16 protein-coding genes are annotated in these 21,010 nt (G+C 70.0%); 10 read left to right on the top strand and 6 right to left on the bottom strand.

Annotated elements, in window-relative coordinates; genetic code table 11:
• Positions 1-78 precede the first annotated feature (78 nt).
• From ACWD4J_RS10675 to ACWD4J_RS10650, 6 genes are all read right to left on the bottom strand, one after another.
• Positions 79-1,089 (bottom strand): LacI family DNA-binding transcriptional regulator, encoded by a 1,011-nt coding sequence (locus ACWD4J_RS10675; protein WP_451394957.1) that lies wholly within the window; start codon positions 1,087-1,089, stop codon positions 79-81.
• Positions 1,090-1,119: 30 nt separating this feature from the next.
• Positions 1,120-3,402: an alpha-xylosidase gene (gene yicI, locus ACWD4J_RS10670; RefSeq protein ID WP_451394956.1), complete on the bottom strand. Its 2,283-nt coding sequence runs from the start codon at positions 3,400-3,402 to the stop codon at positions 1,120-1,122.
• Between the two features lie 16 nt (positions 3,403-3,418).
• Positions 3,419-4,183 carry a carbohydrate ABC transporter permease gene (locus ACWD4J_RS10665; RefSeq protein WP_451394987.1) on the bottom strand — a complete coding sequence of 255 codons (765 nt, stop codon included), beginning with the start codon at positions 4,181-4,183 and terminating at the stop codon, positions 3,419-3,421.
• 53 nt (positions 4,184-4,236) lie between these two features.
• The gene (locus ACWD4J_RS10660) at positions 4,237-5,211 is read right to left on the bottom strand and encodes a carbohydrate ABC transporter permease (protein ID WP_451394955.1); all 975 of its coding nucleotides are present in this window, start codon (positions 5,209-5,211) and stop codon (positions 4,237-4,239) included.
• Positions 5,211-6,503 (bottom strand): ABC transporter substrate-binding protein, encoded by a 1,293-nt coding sequence (locus ACWD4J_RS10655; protein WP_451394954.1) that lies wholly within the window; start codon positions 6,501-6,503, stop codon positions 5,211-5,213. Before ACWD4J_RS10655 ends, ACWD4J_RS10660 begins: the two co-directional genes overlap by 1 nt.
• 318 nt (positions 6,504-6,821) lie before the next feature.
• A complete protein-coding gene (locus ACWD4J_RS10650; RefSeq protein WP_451394953.1) occupies positions 6,822-8,186 on the bottom strand; it encodes an MFS transporter in 1,365 nt (454 codons plus the stop codon).
• Positions 8,187-8,270: 84 nt separating this feature from the next.
• Here ACWD4J_RS10650 and ACWD4J_RS10645 point away from each other — a divergent pair, with 84 nt between their 5' ends.
• From ACWD4J_RS10645 to ACWD4J_RS10600, 10 genes are all read left to right on the top strand, one after another.
• Positions 8,271-9,248, top strand: a complete 978-nt coding sequence (locus tag ACWD4J_RS10645; protein WP_451394952.1) for a LysR family transcriptional regulator — start codon at positions 8,271-8,273, stop codon at positions 9,246-9,248.
• 151 nt (positions 9,249-9,399) lie between these two features.
• Positions 9,400-10,278, top strand: coding sequence for a hypothetical protein (locus ACWD4J_RS10640; RefSeq protein WP_451394951.1), 879 nt, complete (start codon positions 9,400-9,402; stop codon positions 10,276-10,278).
• Positions 10,279-12,447, top strand: a complete 2,169-nt coding sequence (locus ACWD4J_RS10635; protein WP_451394950.1) for a glycosyltransferase — start codon at positions 10,279-10,281, stop codon at positions 12,445-12,447.
• Complete coding sequence (locus ACWD4J_RS10630; RefSeq protein ID WP_451394949.1) at positions 12,444-13,646, top strand: acyltransferase family protein; 1,203 nt, start codon at positions 12,444-12,446, stop codon at positions 13,644-13,646. The genes ACWD4J_RS10635 and ACWD4J_RS10630 overlap by 4 nt, the downstream gene beginning before the upstream one ends.
• A gap of 229 nt (positions 13,647-13,875) precedes the next feature.
• Entirely contained in the window at positions 13,876-15,369 is a 1,494-nt protein-coding gene (locus ACWD4J_RS10625; RefSeq protein WP_451394948.1) for an ATP-binding protein, read from the top strand.
• A 188-nt stretch (positions 15,370-15,557) separates the two neighbouring features.
• Positions 15,558-16,520: a hypothetical protein gene (locus ACWD4J_RS10620; RefSeq protein WP_451394947.1), complete on the top strand. Its 963-nt coding sequence runs from the start codon at positions 15,558-15,560 to the stop codon at positions 16,518-16,520.
• Positions 16,521-16,715: 195 nt separating this feature from the next.
• The gene (locus tag ACWD4J_RS10615) at positions 16,716-18,101 is read left to right on the top strand and encodes a nitrate/nitrite transporter (RefSeq protein ID WP_451394946.1); all 1,386 of its coding nucleotides are present in this window, start codon (positions 16,716-16,718) and stop codon (positions 18,099-18,101) included.
• A 239-nt stretch (positions 18,102-18,340) separates the two neighbouring features.
• Complete coding sequence (locus ACWD4J_RS10610; RefSeq protein ID WP_451394945.1) at positions 18,341-19,480, top strand: uroporphyrinogen-III synthase; 1,140 nt, start codon at positions 18,341-18,343, stop codon at positions 19,478-19,480.
• An 86-nt stretch (positions 19,481-19,566) separates the two neighbouring features.
• A complete protein-coding gene (locus ACWD4J_RS10605; RefSeq protein WP_451394944.1) occupies positions 19,567-20,115 on the top strand; it encodes a GNAT family N-acetyltransferase in 549 nt (182 codons plus the stop codon).
• Between the two features lie 80 nt (positions 20,116-20,195).
• Positions 20,196-20,876: a CGNR zinc finger domain-containing protein gene (locus ACWD4J_RS10600; RefSeq protein WP_451394943.1), complete on the top strand. Its 681-nt coding sequence runs from the start codon at positions 20,196-20,198 to the stop codon at positions 20,874-20,876.
• Positions 20,877-21,010: the final 134 nt, after the last annotated feature.

Raw genomic sequence — 21,010 nt, 5'->3', positions numbered from 1 at the left:
GAAGTGATGCGACTACGTGGGGGGAGTACGGCGGCCGTACCGCGATGTGCGACGGCCGCCGCAAGACAACGGGCCCGGTCAGTGGGCGGGCCGCGGCGCCGAGCTCGCCCGTGCCGTCAGCCGCGGCGCGAGCAGCGTGGCCTCCGGGACGGGAGCGCGGTCGAGCTTCTTCATCAGCAGCTCCACGGCCCGCGCACCGATCTCGGTGGACGGAATGGCGATCGAGGTGACGGGGATACGGATCTGCTCGGCGAGCTCGTCGGGGCAGATCGCGGTGACGGACAGATCGCGGGGCACGCGCAGCCCCAGCTGCTCGAACGCCTCGATGAGCGGCTCCACGACGGGCTCGTTGTGCACGACGACCCCGGTGAGCGCCGGCTGTTCGCGCAGTAAACGCTCCGCCACCTGCCGGGCGGCCGCCGGGGTCGCCTCGCACGGCAGGAACGACGACGTCAGACCGTGCCGCTCGGCGGTCGTGGTGAAGCCCTGGACGACGCGCTGGGCGAAGCCCGTCTCCCGTTCGTACACCTCCGGAGGCGACCCCACGAGCCCCACGCAGCGGTGCCCGAGCAGCGCCAGATGCTCCACGCAGGCCCGGCCCGCCGCCTCGAAGTCGAGGTCGATGCAGGTCAGCCCGGCAGGCTCGGCCGGGAAGCCGATGAGCACCGAGGGCCGGTCGAGCGTGCGCAGCAACGGCAGCCGCGGATCGTGCAGTTGGACGTCCATGACGACGAGCGCGTCGACGAGCGCCGAGTCCGCGACCCGGCGCAGCCCGTCCTCGCCCTCCTCCTGCGTGAGCAGCAGTACGTCGTGGTCGTGCTGCCGCGCGCTCGTCACCACCGAGACCGCGAACTGCATGACGACCGGCACATGGATGCCCGTACGCAGCGGCACCACCAGCGCCAGCACGTTGGACCGGCTGCTGGCCAGCGCCCGCGCACCGGCGTGCGGCCGGTAGCCCAGCTCGCGGATGGAGGCCTCGATACGCCGGCGGGTCTCCTCGGATATGGGGCGCTTGCCGCTCAGCGCATAGCTGACCGTGCTGGGGGACACCCCGGCGTGCCGCGCCACATCTGTGATCTTGACCAAGGCTTCTTCCCCTCGGCGGTCGTGAACCTGTCAGCCCTTGCCGGATGTGGCGGAGGAACCCTGGCCCAGCTCCAGCGTGAGGAATCCGGTACCGGCCTCGGCCCGCACCGTCCGCCCCTCGGCCGACAGCTGCCAGGGCGCCACCGGGTCGCTCGCCGAGGCGCGCAGCGTGTTCCCCTCGCGTACGACGGTGAAGGTCACGTCGCCGACGGGCACCGTCACCTGGGCGCCGCGCTCCAGGCCGTACGCCTGCAGCGTCATGCCGTCCGCGTGCGCGTAGTCGGGCCGGTCGTCCACCGCGCCCACCGGGATCACCGAGCCCGGCCGCACCAGCACGGGCGCGCTGAGGAAGCCGTGCCGCTCGCGGATCCAGCGCGGCCCGGTGACCGTCTCGCCGGTGAGGAGGTGCGTCCAGGTGCCCTCGGGCACGTAGTACGACACGTCTCCCTCGTCGGAGAAGACCGGCGCGACCAGGAGGTCCGGGCCGAGCATGTACTGCCGCTCCAGATGCGCGCACCCCGGATCGTCCGGGAACTCCAGCACCATCGCGCGCATCATCGGGATGCCCTCGGCGTGCGCGGTGCGCGCGGCCTCGTACAGATACGGCATGAGGCGCAGCTTGAGCTTGGTGAACAGCCGCAGGACGTCGACGGCCTCCTCGTCGAACAGCCACGGCACGCGGTACGAGGACGATCCGTGCAGCCTGCTGTGCGAGGAGAGCAGGCCGAAGGCGATCCACCGCTTGAACAGCGCAGCGGTCGGAGTTCCCTCGAAGCCGCCGATGTCGTGGCTCCAGTAGCCGAAGCCCGACAGGCCGAGCGAGAGCCCGCCGCGCAGCGACTCGGCCATCGACTCGTACGTCGCCTCGCAGTCGCCGCCCCAGTGCACCGGGAACTGCTGGCTGCCCGCGGTCGCCGAGCGCGCGAAGACGACGGCCTCGCCCTCGCCCTTGTGTTTGCGGAGCACATCGAAGACGGTGCGGTTGTAGAGGTACGTGTAGTAGTTGTGCATTCGCTCGGGGTCCGAGCCGTCCGCGTAGGCGACGTCGAGGGGGATGCGCTCCCCGAAGTCCGTCTTGAAGCAGTCGACACCCTGCGCGAGCAGCGCCTCCAGCTTCGACGCGTACCAGTCGCGGGCGGCGGGGCTCGTGAAGTCGACCAGCGCCATGCCCGGCTGCCACAGGTCCCACTGCCAGACGCTGCCGTCGGGCTTCTTCACCAGATGGCCGAGAGCCTTGCCCTCCGCGAACAGCGGCGACCGCTGCGCGATGTAGGGGTTGATCCAGACGCAGATGTGCAGGCCCCGCTCCTTCAGCCGGGACAGCATGCCCTCCGGGTCGGGGAAGACCCGCGGATCCCACTGGAAGTCGCACCAGTTGAACTCGCGCATCCAGAAGCAGTCGAAGTGGAACACCGACAGCGGCAGGTCGCGCTCGCGCATGCCGTCGATGAACGACGACACCGTCTGCTCGTCGTAGGAGGTGGTGAAGGAGGTGGACAGCCACAGCCCGAACGACCAGGCGGGCGGCAGCGCGGGCCGGCCGGTGAGCGCCGTGTACTTGCGCAGGATCTCCTTGGGCGTCGGCCCGTAGATCACGTAGTACGTCAGCGACTGCGTCTCGGCGCTGAACTGGACGCGTGAGACGACCTCCGAGCCGACCTCGAAGGAGACCTTCCCGGGGTGGTCGACGAAGACGCCGTAGCCCGCGTCCGTGAGGTAGAACGGCACGTTCTTGTACGCCTGTTCGGTGGCGGTGCCGCCGTCCGCGTTCCACATGTCCACGACCTGGCCGTTCTTGACCAGCGGCCCGAAGCGCTCACCGAGCCCGAACACGGAGGTTCCGACGCCGAGGCCCAGCTGCTCGCGCAGGTAGTGCCCGCCCTCGGCGTCCCGCATGATGCCCATGGCCTTGGTGCCGCTGGACGTCAGCGTCCGGCCGCCGGCCAGGAAGTCGACGTGCCAGGGGCCGGTACGGGCCACGCGCACGGACAGCGAGCCCGCCGTCAGCACGGCGTGCTCCTCGTCGTACGAGACCTGCGAGCCGAAATCCTCGGTGCTCACCGAGAAGCGGGGGCCGCGCTCCTCCTCGCCCTCGAAGTGGGTGAGGGTGACACCGATGACGTCGGGCATCGGGGCGTGCGCGCTGATGGTCACGACCGGTCCCTTCAGCAGGTCACCGCGGTGGCGGATGGGCTGGGTGGGGGCGTGGATCTGCAGGGTGCCGGGCTCTTCGGAGGTGACGTCGAGCACCTGGACCGGGTAGGCGGCGGTGATCCCTTCGCGCAGCAGCCAGTAGCCGTCGGTGAACTTCATGCGCTCCGTACACCCCTTACTTGACCGCGCCCACGGCGATGCCGCGGGTGAGGGTCCGCTGGAAGACGAGGAAGAAGACGATGGCGGGCAGCACGCCGAGCAGAGCGGCCGCGTTCGTCATCGTGGCGTCCATCAGGCGCTGGCCCTGGAGGACGCCGAGCGCCACCGACACCGTCTGGTTGTCGTTGGAGATCAGCATGACCAGCGGCAGCAGGAACTCGTTCCACGTCCAGATGAAGAACAGGACCATCAGCACACCCATGGTGGGGCGGCTGACCGGGACGACGATCCGCCACAGGACCTGCCACTTGTTCGCCCCGTCGATCTGCGCCGCCTCGATGATCTCGCGCGGGAACTGGCCGAGGATGGACGACAGCAGATACGTCCCGAACGCGGACTGGATGACGACGAACACGATGATGACGCTGAGCCGGGTGTCGTAGAGGCCGGCTTCCTTGGACAGGTAGTACACCGGGTAGACCAGGGCCTCCTGCGGCAGCATGTTCGCCAGTACGAAGAAGGCGAGTACCCAGGGGCGGCCCTTGATCCGGCCGATGCCGATCGCGTACGCGTTGAGGACCGACAGGACGACCGCGCCGATCGCCACAGAGCCGCTGATCAGTACGGAGTTCAGGAGTTTCTGGCCGAAGTCGACCCGCTCCCAGAAGCTCTTCAGGCCGTCGAGATAGAGGCCGTCGGGCAGGCTGAGCGGCCCGTTCGCGGAGTACTCCGCGGGCGACTTGACCGCGTTGACCGCGACGATCAGGAACGGCAGGACCATGAAGAGGGCCGCGATCACGAGGGCGGCCAGCACCGGATATCTGCGGACGGCGGTCACCGGGCCACCCCCTCCTCCGCGTCCTCAGCGCGGGTCTGCAGACGCAGGCCCACCAGGGCCAGCGCCAGAATGATCACGGTCAGCACGGTGGAGACCGCCGAGCCGTAGCCGACCTGCGTCTTCTCGAAGAAGTTCTGGAACGAGAAGTACGAAGGGACGTTGGTCGCCCCGCCGGGGCCGCCCTTGGTGAGCACGTACACCGCGCCGAACACCTTGAGCGCGGCGATCGTGCACCACAGCAGCACGACGTAGATCTCGGGCCGGATCTGCGGCAGCGTGACGTGCCAGAACCGCTGCCACCAGCCGGCCCCGTCCAGTTCGGCCGCCTCGTACAGCCCGGGGTCGACGCGCCCGAGGCCGGACATGAACACCACCAGCGGGAAGCCGATCTGCACCCAGACCATCACGCCCATGACGCTGTAGAGCGCGATGTCGGGGTCGCCCAGCCAGTCCTGCTGGAGCGAGCCGAGGCCGATGGCCTTCAGCAGCGCGTTCAGCGAGCCGTTCTCGGGTGCCAGGATCCAGCTCCACACGATGCCGGCGACCGCGATCGGCAGCACCTGCGGCAGATAGAAGCAGGCCCGCAGGACCGCCGCCAATTTGGAGCCGAAGTGCTTGGCGACGAAGTCGAAGAGGGCCGCGGCGAGGACCAGGCCGACGGCGGTCGGGACGACCGCCATCGCCACGACCATCGCGAGGCTGTGCCGGAACGACTCCCAGAACGCGTCGTCCTCGAGGAGCCTGCGGTAGTTGTCGATCCCGGTCCACTTCGGCGACCCCACGCCCTGCCAGTCCGTGAAGCTCACATACGTGTTCATCAGGAACGGCAGGACGACGATCGCGAGGAACGCGAGGGCTCCGGGGAGCAGGAAGAGCGCGTACGAGTCGTGGCGGGGGCGGGGCGAGGGCCGGGCGATCCGGGACTTACCGGTCGCCCGGCCCTCGCCGCTCCGTTCGGCGAGGACGGACATTACTGGGGCACACCGTCGTCGTAGGCCTTCTGCAGCGCGTCGAGATACGCGTCCGGCGTGGACTTGCCCGTGATGAGCTTCTGCGTCTCGGAGACGAGGACGTCGTAGAAGCCGGGGACGGGCCAGTCGGGATAGAAGGCGAGACCGTCATCGGAGGACAGCGTGTTGAAGTTCTCGATGAGGTTCTTGGACTGCTCGTCGGTGATGGCGGAGGCATCGGCCGCGATCGGGACGCCGCCCTTGTTGCCGAGGATGTTCTGGTACTTCTTCTTCAACGTGATGTCGATGAAGTCGTAGGCGAGATCCTTGTTCTTGGCGCCCTTCGGGACCACCCAGAGATTTCCGCCGGAACCGAGCGTCATCTTTGATCCGGGCCACAGGAAAGTGCCCCAGTCGTACTTGATCTCCGACTTGAACCGGCCGAACCACCAACTGCCGGAGAACAGAATGGGATTCTTGCCGGAAATGAATGCGACGCCCGCGTCCTCGGCCTTCGTGCCGCTCGAACTCTTCGCTATGTAGCCCTTCTTCACCCAGTCCGCGAAGGTCGTGGCGGCATAAGTCCAGGCAGCGTCGTGGAAGTCCGTCTTGCCCTTGTAGAGCTCATAGGAATCGACCCAGGAGCGGTCCGCCTGGGAGAGCGCCAGCTGGTAGAGGTACTGCTGCGCCGGGTACTCCGCGCCCGCGTTGGCGAGCGGCGTGATTCCCTTCTTGACGAAGGTGTCCATGGCGCCCGTGAGATCGTCGACGCTCTTCGGCTCGGCGATGTCGTACTTCTTGAAGAGGTCCTTGTTGTAGTAAACCATCGTGTACTCGGCGTAGTTCGGCACGCCGTACCAGTTGCCGGACCCCATCACGCCCTTGGCGTCGTACTGGCTGGTCGTGCGGACGCTCGGCGCGATCAGCTTGTCCCACCCGCGCTTCTCGACCTCGGGGGTCAGGTCGGTGAGCAGCCCCTGCTTGGAGAGCAGACCGGCCGTCGCGTTGCCCTTGTTGTACTCCATGAGATCGGGCGCGTCGTCCGAGTTGAGCACCATCGACGCGGTCTTCTGGATCTGCTCGAAGCCTTTCTCCTCGAACTTCACCTTCACACCGGGATGGGTCTTCTCGAATTCCTTGATCGCCGCGTTCCAGGCCTGGGCCATCGCGCTGTCCGGGCCTTCGTAATGCCAGAGTTTGAGGGTCTTCGCATCGGACGAACCGCTGTCCGAATCGCTGCAGGAGGCCAGGAGCAGGGTTCCCGAAAGAACCGCAGCCGCCACCGCCGCCGCACGCCTTCGTGCCGTCAACATCCAGTGCCTCCGAAGGGAGTGGGAAGATCACTTGCGGGTGGTACGCATGAGGCCGAGCTGTCGAATGCCGTCGAATCCCGTCGAAACGTTTCGATGATCGTCGTCGAAGCGCTTCGATGCGGGAACTTATGTGCGTGCTGTGGGGGCGTCAATGGGCTGGACAAGAATTTCTGACAGAGGCCTGGAGGATCGCGCGGCGCTTTGGGCGGGTGTGTCTGATGGGGCGCAGGTGGCGAGTCCACGGATGTTCTGTGGGTGGATGCCTGTGTTGCGCAAAGGGCCGGGATGGCGCCGCTGGGCGGCAGTGGCATCCCCGGCTCAGCGTCCTGCCCGGCGGCCCCCAGCGAATCCGGTCAGGGGCGCCGACAGCAGGGAGACCAGGAGCGCGGTCGCCGCCGCGGCGACCGGAACCCCGTATCCCGCCGTGGCCGACGCGTGCTCCACCACCCAGCCGCCCGCGGCCGAGCCGCAGGCGATGCCGCCGAGCAGGGCGGTCACCGCCAGGGTCATGCCCTCGTTCAACCGGTCGTCCGGGGTGCGGCGCTGCACCAGCGTCATTCCGGTGATCATCGTCGGGGCCGTCGCCATCCCGGCGACCAGCAGCGAACCGGCGAGCGTGACGAGGGATCCGGTGAGCGCGGCCACCGCCATCGGCGCGCACATGAGGGCCGTCATCACGGCCACACACAGCGGAAAGCGGCGCTCCGCCGGGCCGGCCGGTTTCACGGCTCCGTACACCAGTCCGGCCGCGCACGAACCGGCAGCCTGCAGCGCGAGCACCACGCCCGCGGCCGACTTGTGCCCCTGTGCATCTGCGAACGCGATCGTCACGACCTCCATCGAGCCGAAGACCGCACCGGTCGCGAGGAACGCGGCCAGCAAAGGCGGCATCCCGCGCGCGCGGAGGGGCGATGCGGTCCTGACGGCGGTACGCGGACGGGGCGGCGGCTCGGTCGAGCGCTGGGCGGCGAAGACGAGAACACCGGTCATCAGCAGCACGGCGCCGACCAGGGTGCCCGCCTCCGGGAAGAACGTCCCGCACAGGAACGCGGCCAGCACCGGACCGAGCATGAAGCACAGTTCGTCCGCGGCCTGTTCGAAGGAGTTCGCGGTGTGCAGCGCCTTGTCGTCGCCCTTGAGCAGATGGGACCAGCGGGCGCGCGACATGCCGCCGGTGTTGGGTGTCGTGGCCGTCGCGGCGTACGCGACGAACAGCGTCCAGTCGGGGGCTCCGTAGCGCGCGCACAGCAGCAGCGCGATGGAGCCGAGCACCGCGAAGGCCGTGGCGGGCACCGCGATCCGCGCCTGCCCCCAGCGGTCCACGAGCCGTGCCGTCCAGGGGGCGACCACGGCCGTCGCCGCCAGGCCCGCCGCCGTCACGGCGCCCGCGAGGGCATACGAGCCGCGCGAGCCGGCGATCATGATCACGGCGCTCACGCTGAACATGCCCATGGGCAGCCGGGCGATGAGATTCCCGATCGTGAACGCTCGGGCGCCGGGGATGGCAAAGAGACGGGCGTACGGGTTCACCGGCCTCCCGCGCCCCCGCCGAGGGAGACGCCCGTCGCGGGAACGGGGTCGCTGAGGCCGATCGTCCACCAGGTCGCGTGGGGGCGGCACGGCCGCAGCTATCAGGGAATCCCCGGTGACGGCGAAGAACATCGAAGAGGGTTGTTGCGGCATGCAGGAAACGGTGCCCGCCCTCGTTTCGCCAGGTCCAACACCTTCTCGGCGCCGATTGACGCACCTGCGTTGTAAGTTCGCCGCGTGCCCGCCGCCCTCGACCCCCGCCTCCTCCGCGCCTTCCTCGCCGTCGCGGACGAGCTGCACTTCACCCGCGCCGCCGCCCGGCTGTACGTCGCGCAGCAGGCCCTGAGCCGCGACATCCGGCGCCTGGAGCGGGAATTGGGCGCCGAACTCTTCGTACGGACGACGCGCCAGGTCGCCCTGACCGCCCACGGCGAGCGGCTCGTCCCGTACGCGCGGCGTGTGCTGGAGGCGCAGGACGCGCTGCTGGCCGCCTTCGGCCGTGGGGCCGCGACCCCCGAGCGCCCGCTGCTCGTGGACGTCAACAGCCCGGGCCTGGTCTTCGGCCGCATCCTGGACCACGCCCGTGAACTCGCCCCCGACTGCGAGCTGATGGCCCGCTTCGAGAGCGGCCTCACCGGCGCCGCGGCCGAGATGCTCGCCGGCCGCCTCGACGCGTCCTTCGGGCGGTACGCCGGGCTCGACCCCGCGCTGCGCGGCCGCCTCGCGCAGCAGCCCGTCCGATACGAAGCGATGGCGGTCATCCTGCCGCAGGACCACCGGCTGGCGGACCGCGAGGCGGTACCGCTCGACGAGCTCGCCGGCGAGAGCGTGTACGCGGGCGCCGGCAACCCCCGCACACCGGAGTGGACCGACCTGGCCCACCGGCTCTTCGAGGGCCGCGGGATCGAGGTCGCGTCACCCGCCCCGCTGGCGGTGGGTGCCGAGGAGTTCCAGCGGATCATGGCGAAGTACCGGAATCCGGTGCTGGCCGTGGTGGATTTTCCGGCCATGCCCGGCACCGTCCTCCGGCCCCTCGTCGACCCTGTCCCGCTGTCACCGGTGTCACTGGTGTGGCCGAAGGGGCTCGTGCATCCGGCGCTCGACGCGCTGCGTGAGGCCGCGGCGACTCTGGCGAGCCGGCACGGATGGCTGCGGCGTCCCACGAACGGATGGATTCCGGCCGCGGACGCCCACGTCATGCTGAGCCGGGAATGACTCAGCGGTACGACTGTCACTCCGGTGCGCTACATTCGTGGTCCGGGCCCAGTGTGGTAGGGGGGCGCTCGGATCGGGTGGGGGCCCGGTCCGACGACAGGTGTCCGGAGTCGTACGCGCGCCCGGTTCGGTCCCTGGGGGGGAAGTGCGGATGCGCGTGGAGAAGTGGCGGGAAGACGCCCGAATGCCGGAGGACGCCGGACAGGCGGAAGACCCGGAACGGCCGGATGACAAGGACTGGGCGGACACGACCGCACTGTGGCCCGACCGCGACCGGTTCGACGAAGCCGATCTGGCCGAGGCCCACGACCCGAACGAGGTCACGGTCCAGCTCGACGCCATCGGGTACGAAAAGGGCCGGCTGACCGCCCAGGAGAAGAAGCAGGGCGGCGGCCACGAAGTCCCGGTGTTCGTCGACGACTCGGGCCGCCGCAGCCGCACCCTGCGCCGTATCGGCATCGCTGTCGGCACGGTCTGCGCGGTCTACGCGGTGGTCATCGTCGCCACCCTGCTCTCGGGCAACTCGAGCGCACCCTGGCTGCCGATCACCGGCCAGAACGACGACGACAAACCGGCGAGCCAGGTGGAGACGTCGCCGCGGTCCGCCGACCCCGCGACGCCGTCCAGCTCGGAGGGCACCGCACCTGGCGCGAGCCCGTCGGGCATCGGCGGCGTCACGGCCTCCCCCGGGGCCGGCGCCTCGTCCGAGCCCAGCGCCAGCGCGACCAAGCCGGGCAAGTCCGCCGATCCCGACCCCACGACGAGCAGCAAGCCGGACCCCGAGGACAGCACCTCCGCGGACCCCGGTCCCGGACCCGAACCGACCGGTGGAGGTCCCTCGACCGATCCCGTCGACCCCGAGCCGACGAACACCGGCGAGGCGTCCACCGACCCGACGCCGACCAGCGGCGAGGGCGGCGGCACGGACACCGTGGCGGAGAGCCCGATCGCCGACGTCCCCGTGGTGCTGGACCCGGGCACCCCGTCCGAACCGTCCGCGTCGTCCTCGTCCTCGGAAAGCACCCTGTAGATGACCTCCCGCTCCCGCAGTCCGCAGCGCCGCAGGCTGCCCATGCGCTACCTGCTGCCCTCGCTGATCCTGGTCGCGCTGCTCGCGATGCTGATGCTCCGCGGGTACGTGCACAGCGAGATCCTCGCCGACCACCGCGTCCGCCCGCCGGTGGCCACCGACAAGGTGCCGGACGAGATCCTGGGCGGCGGCCCGGTCATCGACACCCGCAGCGGCCAGGCCACCACGCTGACCGTGCCGGACCACCGTCTCGTGCTCACCTTCGACGACGGACCCGACCCGACGTGGACCCCCAAGGTCCTCGACGTGCTGGCCGAACACCACGCGCACGCGGTCTTCTTCGTCACCGGCACGATGGCCTCCCGCTATCCCGACCTCGTGCAGCGCATGGTGGCGGAGGGCCACGAGGTCGGTCTGCACACGTTCAACCACCCCGACCTCTCGTACCAGTCCAAGAACCGCATCGACTGGGAGCTGTCGCAGAACCAGCTCGCGCTCGCCGGCGCCGCCGGTATCCGCACCTCGCTCTTCCGCCCGCCGTACTCGTCGTTCTCCGACGCCATGGACAACGCGTCCTGGCCCGTCACCGAGTACATCGGCAGCCGCGGCTACATCACCGTCGTCAACAACACCGACAGTGAGGACTGGCGGCGGCCGGGCGTCGACGAGATCATCCGCCGGGCCACGCCCAAGGGCGGCAAGGGCGCCATCGTGCTGATGCACGACTCCGGCGGCGACCGCTCGCAGACCGTGGCCGCGCTCGACAGCTTCCTGCCGGAACTGAAGGCGAAGGGGTATGAGTTCGACAACCTCACCGAAGCCCTGGACGCACCGAGCGCCCACATGCCCGTCACCGGCCTCGAGCTGTGGAAGGGCAAGGCGTGGGTGTATCTGGTCAAGGCCTCCGACAACGTGACCGGCGTCCTCGTCGTCGGCCTCGCGGTGATCGGCGTCCTGGTCTTCACGCGCTTCGGCCTCATGCTCGTCCTGTCCGCAGTGCACGCCAGGCGCGTCCGGCGGCGCGGCTTCCGCTGGGGACCGCCGGTCACCGAACCGGTGTCGGTGCTGGTCCCCGCGTACAACGAGGCCAAGTGCATCACCCACACGGTGAACTCGCTGGCGCAGAGCGACCACCCCGTCGAAGTGATCGTCATCGACGACGGCTCCACCGACGGCACGGCACGCATCGTCGAGGACATGCGCATGCCGAACGTCCGCGTGGTGCGCCAGCTCAACGCGGGCAAACCCGCGGCGCTCAACCGCGGCCTCGCCAACGCCCGCTACGACATCGTCGTGATGATGGACGGCGACACGGTCTTCGAGCCGTCCACCGTCCGTGAACTCGTGCAGCCCTTCGGCGACCCGCGCGTCGGCGCCGTCGCGGGCAACGCCAAGGTGGGCAACAAGGACTCGCTCATCGGCGCCTGGCAGCACATCGAGTACGTGATGGGCTTCAACCTCGACCGCCGGATGTACGACATGCTGCGCTGCATGCCGACCATCCCCGGCGCGGTCGGTGCCTTCCGCCGCACGGCGCTGGAGCGCGTCGGGGGCATGAGCGACGACACCCTCGCCGAGGACACCGACATCACCATGGCGATGCACCGCGACGGCTGGCGCGTCGTCTACGCGGAGAACGCCCGCGCCTGGACCGAGGCCCCCGAGACCGTCCAGCAGCTGTGGTCCCAGCGCTACCGCTGGTCGTACGGCACGATGCAGGCGATCTGGAAGCACCGCAGGGCGGTCATCGAGCGCGGCCCGTCCGGCCGCTTCGGACGGATCGGCCTGCCGCTGGTGTCCCTGTTCATGGTGGTCGCCCCGCTGCTCGCCCCACTGATCGACGTCTTCCTGCTGTACGGGCTGGTCTTCGGCCCCACGCAGAAGACCGTCGGCGCCTGGCTCGGCGTCCTCGCGATCCAGGCGGTCTGCGCGGCCTACGCCTTCCGGCTCGACCGCGAGCGCATGACCCATCTGATATCTCTGCCGCTCCAGCAGATCCTGTACCGGCAGCTCATGTACGTGGTCCTGCTCCAGTCCTGGATCACCGCTCTCACCGGAGGCCGGCTGCGCTGGCAGAAGCTCCGGCGCACCGGAGTGGTGGAGGCGGCGCCCGGCGCCGTGCCTCGGCAGCGAGTCGGCAGCAGCGATGACCGGAGGCCGGTGGCATGACGTATCCGTACGGGACCGAGGCGCCTCCCACGCAGGCGCCCCCGGTGCAGGCGGTACCCAAGAAGCCGGGCCGCGACCGCTACCTGGACCTGCTGCGCTCCATCGCGCTGGTCCGCGTCGTCGTCTACCACCTCTTCGGCTGGGCCTGGCTGACGGTCCTCTTCCCCTCCATGGGCGTGATGTTCGCGCTGGCGGGCTCGCTCATGGCGCGGTCGCTGAACCGCCCGGCGCTGGGTGTGATCAAGAGCCGTGTCCGCCGGCTCCTGCCCCCGATGTGGGCCTTCAGCGCGGTGGTGCTCGTGCTGCTGTTCGCAGGCGGCTGGAACCCGGGGACCGATCCCGACCACGGCGGCACCTGGGGCTGGGTAAGCCTGTTCGACTACATCGTCCCGATCGGCGCCCCGCCGTTCCCGTGGCACCTCGGTGACAAGGCGGGCCTCCTCGAGGACACCTGGCCCGCCCAGGCGGCGGGCCCCCTGTGGTACCTGCGCGCGTACCTGTGGTTCGTGATCGCGTCCCCGCTGCTGCTGTGGGCGTTCCGCCGCGTGCCGTGGGTGACGCTGCTGGCCCCGCTGGCGCTGACGGCGGTCGTCGGGACGGGCATCGTGACGATCCCCGGCGAGACCGGCAACGCGGTCACGGACTTCGCCGTCTTCGGCAGCTGCTGGGTCCTGGGCTTCGCCCACCACGAGGGCGTGCTGCAGCGGATCCCCCGCTATGCGGCGATCTCCTGCTCGGCCCTGATCATGGCCTTCGGCCTGTGGTGGGCCTCCGGCCACCTCGGCCCGGACGGCTGGGACCTGAACGACATCCCGCTCGCCCAGGCCACCTGGTCCTTCGGTTTCGTGGTGATCCTGCTCGTCTACTCGCCGTCGTGGCAGCAGCTGCCGGGCCGGCTGGCGAAATGGGACAAGCTCGTCACGCTCTCCAACAACCGGGCGGTGACGATCTACCTCTGGCACAACATGCTGATCATGGCTACTGTCCCGATCATCGATCAGGCGTACGACCTCCCGTTCATGAACGACCGTCTCTCCTCCGCTCTCGACACGACCTACTCCCTGTGGATGTTCGCGCTCGTCTGGCCGCTGATAGGCCTGGCGATCCTGGCCGTGGGCTGGGTCGAGGACCTGGCGGCGAAGCGGAGCCCGCGGCTGTGGCCGAACGGGGCGAAGAAGACGCGGGCACGGGCGCGGTAGCGCCCTCGGTTCGGACGTGTGGGGCGGCTGGCCGCTCGAAGGCGGCCTGACCGGGCGGGGTGGCGGGAAGCTGTTGTGGTTCGAGGTCGGAGGTGGCGGAGGCGCCTGCCGTGGGATGCGGGCTGTGGCCACGTGATCACGGATGCAGACTGTGGCTATCTGATCACGCTCTTGCGGTTAGCCTTAACAGAATTAGGCTAGTGGGGGTTCGGCTAACGGAGGCGTTCTCATGTCCATCCCCAAACCGGCAGCCGTCTTCGATCGGACCCACGAATGGGACGAACTCGCCCGGTTCTGTACCGACCAGGCGCCCGGTCTTCGTATCGGTGTCGTGCGGGGGCGGCGAAGGCACGGCAAGTCCTTCCTGCTGGAGCACCTGTGCCGGGCCGTGGACGGTATCTACACCCTGGCCCTGCAGCAGAGCCGCACCATGGCCCTGGACCGCTTCTCCGACAGCCTTGCCCAGGCGCTCGGCTTCCGTGTCGGCCGCTTCACCTCGTGGGTGGAAGCGCTGGACAGCGCGGCCGATGTGCTGACCAGCCGCAGCAGCCGGACAGGGCCGCCGCTGCTTGTCCTCGACGAGTTTCCGTACCTCGTCACGCACTCACCTGAGCTGCCGTCCGTCCTCCAGGCCCTCTACGACCAGCGTGGCCCGTCGTCCGGGAGGCCGCCTCTGCGGATCATCCTCTGCGGCTCCGCGATCTCGACGATGTCGACCCTGCTCGCGGGAGACCAGGCGCTGCGTGGGCGGGCCGTGATCGACATGCGGATCGGGCCGTTCGGTTTCCGCGATGCGGCGGAGTACTGGCGGGTCGACGATCCGGAGACGGCGCTGCTGGTGAATGCAGTCCTCGGCGGGGCGGCCGGCTACCGGGATGTCGTGGGGGACGCGCCCGAGCCCGGTGACGAGGGCTTCTACGCGTGGCTCGCGCGCAGCGTGTTCAACCCGTCCCACATTCTCTTCACCGAGCCCGAATACCTCCTGGCTGAGGATCCACGTATCAGCGATCGCGCCACCTATCACGCCATCTGGGAGGCGGTGTCGTCGGGCGCGGCCACGCCCACGCAGATCGGCGGCCTGGTCGGGATGGACGCCAAGTCGCTGACGTACCACCTCAACATCATGAAGGCGGCGGCGTTCATCCGGTACGAACAAGATCTGCTGCTCCAGCGCAAGCCCGTGATCACCGTGGCCGACCCCATCGTGCGTTTCCACGACCTGATCGTCCGCCCGAACCTCGTGGACTTCGAGATGCGCGAGGGGCGGGCGGCCTGGGAGCGATCGCGCGAGACCTTCTCCTCCAAGGTGCTAGGGCCCCACTTCGAGGAGCTCGCCCGCCAGTGGACTCTCCGGTACGGCCGGGAGCGAGGCCTCGACGACATCGGGCAGGTGGGCACGACAACCGTCGCCTGCCGTGAGCACCGGGGTCACGAGGTCGACGTCGTCGCACTCGGTCGCTCCTCGCGTCCGCGCGACAAAGGCGCCCGTATCACGCTCCTCGGCGAGGCCAAGGCGACGAACAAGCTGCGGACTGCTGCCGATCTCCATCGGCTTGAGCACATCCGTGATCTGCTCTGTGCGCAGGGCTGGGATGCGGAAGGGTGCACCCTCGCGGTCTATTCGCGGACGGGTTTCGCACCCGGCCTCAGGGAGGCGGCGAGCGCTGCGGGCCCGTTGCTGATGGGGCTTGATGATCTGTACGGGGGCACGTGGGGCGCGTAGCCGGAGGCGGGGCGGCCGCGTCCTGAGGACGGGATCGAGTCGGTGACGGGATCGAGGCCGTGTCGACCGGATCACGGGCCTGTTCTGCCGCAGTGCGCGGGCGTGAAACCGCCGAACGCTCACTGTCGTGAACATGAGATATGTACGGTCCTGAAGGTGCACAGTGGTGAAGTGCCGATGGGGAGGGGATGAATGTGGGCGACCGCCAGGTGCGGCAGATGTTCAAGCTCATGGCGACCGGGGAGGCCGTCGAGCTCACGAGTGCCATGGCGTCCGTGAAGAAGCTCGCCCGGCTCGCCTTTATCGCCGAGCAGTTCGGATATCAGTACGCGGACGTCCGGCAGGGAGGCGGGCGGAACAGCTCGCTGAAGATGGTCATCGTGCCCGACCCCGGCCCGGGGGCGCGGCAGCGCGCCGCGCAGAACTGGGCGCAGTACCCGCAGGCGGGCAGTGGCGGGCCGCTGCCGCCCTTCGTACCGGAGGCGCTGGAGCTGCTCAAGGCGCGTCTCAACTTCGATCTGACCGGCAAGAGTGCCGAGAAGCGCATGGCCATGGGCGCTGTCGGTCTCACCATCGGTGTCGTGATCGGCGCTGTTCGCGCCGGTGACGGTGGTGTCCCGTTCGTCATCGGCACCTGGGTGGTGCTGATGGCCGTCCTGGGCGTCGGCCTTCTCGTCACGCGTAAGCGCCACGCGAAGTTCGCGGCGCGCCTGCAGTCCGCCGGCTTCATTCCGGTGACCGACGAGACGGGACGCGTGCGGTACGTGCCGCCGGGCGGCGCGCTGCCGGGGCACGGCAATCCCTTCGGGGCGGGGCCGTACGGTGCGCAGGGCGGCCCCGGCCCCTATGGTCCGCAGGGCGCTCCGGGGCCTTACGGTGGGCAGGCCCCCCAGGCGCCCGGCCCGTACGGTGCCCCGACACCCGCTCCCGGCCCGTACGGGGCAGCTGCTCCCGGTCCGTACGGTGCACCGGCTCCTGGTCCGTACGGTGCCCCGGCACCAGGCCCATACGGGGCAGCTGCTCCGGGGCAGTACGGTGCACCCGGCCCTTACGGCGCACCTGCTCCCGGCCCGTACGCTCCCCAGGCCCCCCATGCCCCCGGCCCGTACGGCGCCCCCGCCCCGTATCCCCAACAGCCCCCGCAGCACTGAGGCGGACGCCGTGTACCGGGTACGACCCACGGGCAACCCGTCATGATCCACGGCAAAACCCTCACTGCCGCACTCTGTCCGGGGTGAGAGCAAAGTTCCCCGACGGTCACTCATAGCCACAGCACGGAAATGCGCCATCCCTACCTTCGGGCACATCAGCCGGGACATGAGGCCCGAGACCCGTGGAGGCGTGAGATGACAGCCCCAAGCACCACCACCACCGCATCCCGCAAGGGGGGCCGCTGGATCGAGCAGTGGGACCCCGAGGACGAGGGGTTCTGGAAGGAGAGCGGTGAGCGCGTCGCGCGGCGCAACCTCTTCTTCTCTGTCCTGTCCGAGCACATCGGGTTCTCCATCTGGACCCTGTGGTCCGTGCTGGTGCTCTTCATGGGCCCGGAGTACGGGCTCACCCCGGCCGACAAGTTCATGCTGACCTCGATGGTCACGCTGGTCGGCGCCGTCGTCCGAGTGCCGTACACCTTCGCTGTCGCGATCTTCGGTGGGCGGAACTGGACGATCATCTCCGCCAGCCTCCTCCTCGTCCCCTCCGTCGCCGCGTTCATGGTGATGAAGCCGGGGACCTCCTTCTCCACCTTCCTGCTCGTCGGCCTGCTGGCCGGCGTCGGCGGCGGCAACTTCGCCTCCTCCATGACCAACATCAACGCCTTCTTCCCCCTGCGTAAGAAGGGGTGGGCGCTCGGCCTCAACGCGGGCGGCGGCAACATCGGTGTGCCCGTCATCCAACTGGTCGCGCTCGCCATCATCGGCGCCAGCGGCGGTCCGCGCGTGCTGCTCGGCATCTACATCCCGCTGATCGTGGTCGCCGCTGTCCTCGCCGCGCTGTACATGGACAACCTCTCGTCCGTGAAGAACGACACCGGCGCCGCCAAGGACGCCGCGAAGGACGCCCACACCTGGATCATGTCCGTCCTCTACGTCGGCACCTTCGGCTCGTTCATCGGCTACAGCTTCGCCTTCGGGCAGGTGCTGCAGAACCAGTTCGGCCGTACGCCGCTGCAGGCCGCGTACGTCACCTTCCTCGGCCCGCTGCTGGGCTCCCTGATCCGTCCGCTGGGCGGCTGGCTCGCCGACCGGTACGGCGGCGCGAAGATCAGCCTCTGGAACTACGTCGGCATGGGCGTCGCCACCGCGGTCCTCGTCGGCGCCTCCATGCAGAAGTCGCTGGCGCTGTTCACCGTCGCGTTCGTGGTGCTGTTCGTGCTCAGCGGCCTCGGCAACGGGTCGACGTTCAAGATGATCCCCGGCATCTTCCAGGCCAAGGCCCTCGCCAAGGGGCTGGAGGGTGAGGAGGCGGCTGCCTACGGTCGGCGCCTGTCCGGGGCTTCCATGGGACTCATCGGGGCCGTCGGCGCCCTCGGCGGTGTCGGCATCAACCTCGCCTTCCGGCAGTCCTTCCTCTCCTACGGCTCCGGCACCGGCGCCTTCGTCGCCTTCCTCGCCTTCTACGCCGCCTGCTTCGTGGTGACCTGGGCCGTATACATTCGCCGCCCCGCAGCGAGCGCCTCGACCGCCGCGGCGACGACCGAGGCGAAGGCGCAGCTCAGCTACGCGGAGGTGTGACGCAGCCCGCATTCTCCCGGCACGTAGTCATCGGCGGTTGACGCCGCGGACACCTGGCCCGGCCGCATCAGCGGCCGGGCCCGGGTCTCGCTGCCGGTCTGTGTCGGGATGCGAGGTGACGTAACACGGAGGACATCAATGCGATCCGAGCCTGTCACGGGCTGTTGGCAGGCTCGTTGAGACCCGGAGGCCTACCTCACGGCCGCCGGAGAACCCTCTAGAGCTCGGGACGAGAGCCAATGTTCCTTCACAACGAAGGACCCCTCGCGGGGTTCACCGTCGCGGTGACGGCCGCACGCCGCGCCGACGAGCTCGGCGCCCTGCTGCAGCGGCGCGGAGCCGCCGTCGTGCACGCGCCCGCGCTGCGCATCGTGCCGCTCGCCGACGACAGCGAGCTGCTCGCCGCGACCAAGGACGTGATCGACCAGCGGCCCGACGTGGTGGTGGCCACCACTGCCATCGGGTTCCGCGGGTGGGTCGAGGCCGCCGACGGATGGGGCCTCGGCGAGGCCCTGCTCGACCGGCTGCGAGGCGTGGAGCTGCTCGCTCGCGGACCCAAGGTCAAGGGCGCCATCCGGGCCGCCGGGCTCACCGAGGAGTGGTCGCCGTCGTCGGAGTCGATGGCCGAGGTGCTGGACCGGCTGCTGGACGAGGGCGTCGACGGGCGCCGGGTCGCGGTGCAGCTCCACGGCGAGCCGCTGCCCGGCTTCGTCGAGGCGCTTCGCGAGGGCGGCGCGGAGGTCGTCGGCGTACCGGTCTACCGGTGGATGCCGCCGGAGGACCTCGCGCCCGTCGACCGGCTCCTCGACCTCGCCGTCTCGCGGGGACTGGACGCGCTCACCTTCACCAGCGCCCCCGCCGCCGCTTCCCTTCTTTCCCGTGCCGAGAGCCGCGGCCTGCTGCCCGAACTACTCTCGGCCCTGAACCACGACGTGCTCCCCGCCTGCGTCGGCCCCGTCACGGCGCTGCCGCTGCAGGCCCGCGGCATCGACACCGTCCAGCCGGACCGCTTCCGGCTCGGCCCTCTCGTCCAGCTGCTCTGCCAGGAACTGCCCGCCCGCGCCAGGGCGCTGCCCATCGCGGGGCACCGGGTGGAGATCCGCGGCCACGCGGTGATGGTGGACGACTGCCTGCGCCCCGTGCCGCCCGCCGGGATGTCGCTGCTGCGTGCGCTGTCACGGCGCCCGGGATGGGTCGTGCCCCGCGCCGACCTGCTCCGCGCGCTGCCCGGCGCGGGCCGCGACGAGCACGCGGTCGAGACCGCGATGGCCCGCCTGCGCACGGCACTCGGCACGCCCAAGCTGATCCAGACGGTGGTGAAGCGGGGGTACCGGCTGGCGCTGGATCCTGCGGCTGATTCGAAGTACGCGGACGCGTAGGGGCGGGGCGGTTCGTCACCGGGGCGGTTCGTCACCGGTCGCCCGAACCGCCCTCAACGGCACACCCGCCGTCGTACCGTACGAGGATGATCTCCGACGGAATACGGATACGCCGCGCCACCCCCGAAGACGCCCAGGCGCTCGCCGACGCACAGTTGCGCAACCGGGAGCACCTGCGGCCCACGGACCCGTACCGCAGCGAGGAGTTCTACACCGCCGAAGGGCAGACCGCGCGGCTCGCCGAGGCGGGGAGCGCGCGGTGGGTCGTCACCGACGGGCCGCTCGTCGTCGGGCGCGCCGATCTGACCGGCATCGTGCTCGGGCCGTTCCGCAGCGCCAACCTCGGGTACTGGATCGACGCGCGGTACGTAGGCCGGGGTCTGGCCTCCCGCGCGGTCGAGGAGGTGTGCCGGGCCGCCCGCGACGAACTGGGGCTGCACCGCGTCCAGGCCGGCACCCTGACCGACAACACCGCCTCGCAGCGCGTCCTTGCGAAGTGCGGGTTCGAGCGCATCGGCACTGCTCCCGACTACCTCCACATCAACGGCGCGTGGCGCGACCACCACCTGTTCCAGCGGATCCTGCACGACGAGAACCCTCCCGGGATCCCGGAAAGCCCGCACGGGCACCGGTAGCAGGGGTTCCGGCGGCGCGCCAGGGCGGGCACTGTAGGGACACGGCACTCACCGGTATCCCCCAAGGCGGTGACAGGCTCATGGCATCAGGCGCCACCAGCGCGGCCTCAGCCACCCGTACGTCCCCGGCGATCCCCCGTTCGTCCCCGGCGGTCACCCGTACGACCTCGGTGCAGGTCGCGGCTCCGGCAGCGCACGAGCCGCGGTTCGACGCCGGGCGGATCTGTCTGGACCTGCTGGCGACGGCGCATCCCGAGGAACGGATCGGCTCGGTGGACCGGCTGCGCTCCTGGTGCGTGGCCGCGGGGCTCGTCCCCGCAGGCACGCACCTGGGCGCCGCAGAGCCCTCCTGGCCGGCGGCCTTCCAGGAACTGCGCTTCCAGCTGGGCCAGTTGGTGCGCGGCGAACTCGACGGAGACGGACGGGCCGCGGGCGGCGCCCTGGAACGCGTCAACGCGCTCGCCCTCGGGGCCCCGCCCGCACCCAGGGCCGTCCGCACCGACGGCGGCACTCTCGTCCGGGTCCTGCACACCGACCCGGGCTGCACCGCGCTCCTCGCCGCCGTCGCACGCGACGCCGTCGAGCTGCTGACGGACCCGGTCGCCCGAGCGCGGCTGCGCCAGTGCGAGGGCGACAACTGCCCCCTCATCTACCTCGACACGTCCCGTGGCCGGCGCAGGCGATGGTGCTCGAGCGAGACGTGCGGCAACCGGGAACGCGTGGCCCGGCACCGCCGCCGGGCGGCGCTCGCGCGGGCCTGAACATCTGGCAGTCCAGGCCGAGTTCCCCGCCTTGAAGGCCCGCAAACACGGCAATTCCCTTGCTGTGGGATTGCTTTGACGGCGCCCTGAACACAACGCCGTCCGGCTACGTACCCCGATGGTGAACGACCGGC

The sequence above is a fragment of the Streptomyces sp. NPDC002577 genome (assembly GCF_053594815.1).
This window is presented reverse-complemented; position numbering and strand designations above follow the sequence as displayed.

What these genes read in the sequence shown, in the direction of transcription:
- ACWD4J_RS10630 (WP_451394949.1), top strand. Translation starts at nt 12,444, where the DNA reads ATGACGTATCCGTACGGGACCGAGGCGCCTCCCACGCAGGCGCCCCCG.
- yicI (WP_451394956.1), bottom strand. Translation starts at nt 3,402, where the DNA reads ATGAAGTTCACCGACGGCTACTGGCTGCTGCGCGAAGGGATCACCGCC.
- ACWD4J_RS10610 (WP_451394945.1), top strand. Translation starts at nt 18,341, where the DNA reads ATGTTCCTTCACAACGAAGGACCCCTCGCGGGGTTCACCGTCGCGGTG.
- ACWD4J_RS10650 (WP_451394953.1), bottom strand. Translation starts at nt 8,186, where the DNA reads ATGCCGCAACAACCCTCTTCGATGTTCTTCGCCGTCACCGGGGATTCC.
- ACWD4J_RS10665 (WP_451394987.1), bottom strand. Translation starts at nt 4,183, where the DNA reads ATGGTCCTGCCGTTCCTGATCGTCGCGGTCAACGCGGTCAAGTCGCCC.
- ACWD4J_RS10605 (WP_451394944.1), top strand. Translation starts at nt 19,567, where the DNA reads ATGATCTCCGACGGAATACGGATACGCCGCGCCACCCCCGAAGACGCC.
- ACWD4J_RS10620 (WP_451394947.1), top strand. Translation starts at nt 15,558, where the DNA reads ATGAATGTGGGCGACCGCCAGGTGCGGCAGATGTTCAAGCTCATGGCG.
- ACWD4J_RS10600 (WP_451394943.1), top strand. Translation starts at nt 20,196, where the DNA reads ATGGCATCAGGCGCCACCAGCGCGGCCTCAGCCACCCGTACGTCCCCG.
- ACWD4J_RS10640 (WP_451394951.1), top strand. Translation starts at nt 9,400, where the DNA reads ATGCGCGTGGAGAAGTGGCGGGAAGACGCCCGAATGCCGGAGGACGCC.
- ACWD4J_RS10635 (WP_451394950.1), top strand. Translation starts at nt 10,279, where the DNA reads ATGACCTCCCGCTCCCGCAGTCCGCAGCGCCGCAGGCTGCCCATGCGC.
- ACWD4J_RS10655 (WP_451394954.1), bottom strand. Translation starts at nt 6,503, where the DNA reads ATGTTGACGGCACGAAGGCGTGCGGCGGCGGTGGCGGCTGCGGTTCTT.
- ACWD4J_RS10660 (WP_451394955.1), bottom strand. Translation starts at nt 5,211, where the DNA reads ATGTCCGTCCTCGCCGAACGGAGCGGCGAGGGCCGGGCGACCGGTAAG.
- ACWD4J_RS10615 (WP_451394946.1), top strand. Translation starts at nt 16,716, where the DNA reads ATGACAGCCCCAAGCACCACCACCACCGCATCCCGCAAGGGGGGCCGC.
- ACWD4J_RS10625 (WP_451394948.1), top strand. Translation starts at nt 13,876, where the DNA reads ATGTCCATCCCCAAACCGGCAGCCGTCTTCGATCGGACCCACGAATGG.